The sequence below is a fragment of the Dyadobacter tibetensis Y620-1 genome (assembly GCF_000566685.1).
GTDB lineage: Bacteria > Bacteroidota > Bacteroidia > Cytophagales > Spirosomataceae > Dyadobacter > Dyadobacter tibetensis.
In genome coordinates, this window is the sequence record NZ_AZQN01000022.1 from 1 (window position 1) to 1,415 (window position 1,415).

2 protein-coding genes are annotated in these 1,415 nt (G+C 42.3%); both read right to left on the bottom strand.

Features of this window, described 5'->3' with window-relative positions; all coding sequences use genetic code 11:
- Nucleotides 1–33: 33 nt before the first annotated feature.
- Nucleotides 34–1,017 (bottom strand): ISAon1 family transposase, encoded by a 984-nt coding sequence (locus X939_RS0121865; protein WP_025765394.1) that lies wholly within the window; start codon nucleotides 1,015–1,017, stop codon nucleotides 34–36.
- Nucleotides 1,001–1,360 (bottom strand): ISAon1 family transposase N-terminal region protein, encoded by a 360-nt coding sequence (locus tag X939_RS0121870; RefSeq protein WP_025765395.1) that lies wholly within the window; start codon nucleotides 1,358–1,360, stop codon nucleotides 1,001–1,003. Before X939_RS0121870 ends, X939_RS0121865 begins: the two co-directional genes overlap by 17 nt.
- Nucleotides 1,361–1,415 lie beyond the last annotated feature (55 nt).

The following is a 1,415-nucleotide window of genomic DNA, read 5'->3' on the forward strand; positions in this document are numbered from 1 at the left end:
GGATCAAGACCAAATGTTGTGGAGTAACTTGGATTAAGCATATAGCTGAGCTAGGCGATATAGGAAGAATTCCACGTTACGAACCCCTCGGAACTGGCTTCTAAATGCTTTTATCTTCGCGTTGAAAGATTCTGCTGAAGCATTAGTACTTCTGTTGTTAAAATAATTAACAATGGTCTTGTAGTGGTTCTCAATGGATCTGGCAACGGTATTGAATGACTTAAACCCGGATTGTCGGACCTTCTCATGCCACTTTGCCAGCCTTGTTAATCCGTAAATTTTCTCGTTCGTGTTGGTGAAGATATTACTAAGCTCCTGAGCCAGGTCATATGCTTTTTTTAGGTCAGGGAAGCGCTCAAAGACCAATTGGGCTCTTTCTCTTTGATTATCAGTCCAGGTGTTTTGCTTTTTGTAAAGTGCGTATCTGCTGCGAGCCAGTAGCTGCTTAACGGTGTCTCCGTTTGGTAGCACTTCTGCAAAATATTCAGTTTGGGTAGCTTTCGCCTGTTCAATAGCATTGTTTTCTTGATCCAGAGCCTCCCATCGGAGTTTTATACGCATCTCCTGTAAGGCTTCGCTAGCCAATCTCTGCACGTGGAAACGGTCGGTAACTCGTGTTGCTCTGACAAAACATCGCATGGCTATCATGGACATGCTACCAGCCATATCCAGGGTGATTTCAGTCACTTTTTTACGTTGAGCCTCTGGAATTTGACGAATAACCTCAATTATAGTTTCCGCTTTTGTACCAGCCACGATGGCAACTATGCTGCCTTGTCCACCCTTTGCAGCTTTGTTTGTTAGAATTGTGTAGAGTTCTCCACGTGATAGGCTGGTTTCATCAATTGATAAGTGAGGGCCTAGGTTTTCGGGATACAAAAGCCATTTTTTTGCATGACCTCTCTGCTTCCAGTCTTTAAATCCACTTTGAAAATCACGATATTGGCGCAGCAAAGCCCTGCCATCAACGCCATAGAAACGACTAATGCTCCAAACATCATTAGCCCTCGTATCCACCAATTTCTTTTAAAAAAGCGGAAAACTCACTCGTCATCCGCGTTCCATCAGCTACTTCCTTCCAATCTCTGTATTCTACTTTACCTGTCTTGGTATTGAGCCATCTACGACGTTTGATGTGAAGAAAAACTTTGTGTCCGCGTATAGGAAAATCTTGGACAGTAATGGTAGGAAAATAACCCTTAGAAAGTAAATCTGCCTTTCGTGGATCATCCTGTGGATAATTCCTCTCTTCCAAATAAACATGATAACGCTCCTCTGACTTCTCTACATGGGTCAGCAAGTAATTCTCAATTATAAAATCCGGTAAGATTAACTCGATAAGCGGCAAGAAACTCTCCAAAACAAATAGGTTCGATTAAAAACACAAACCTAGAAAAATGCAACAGACTCCACAA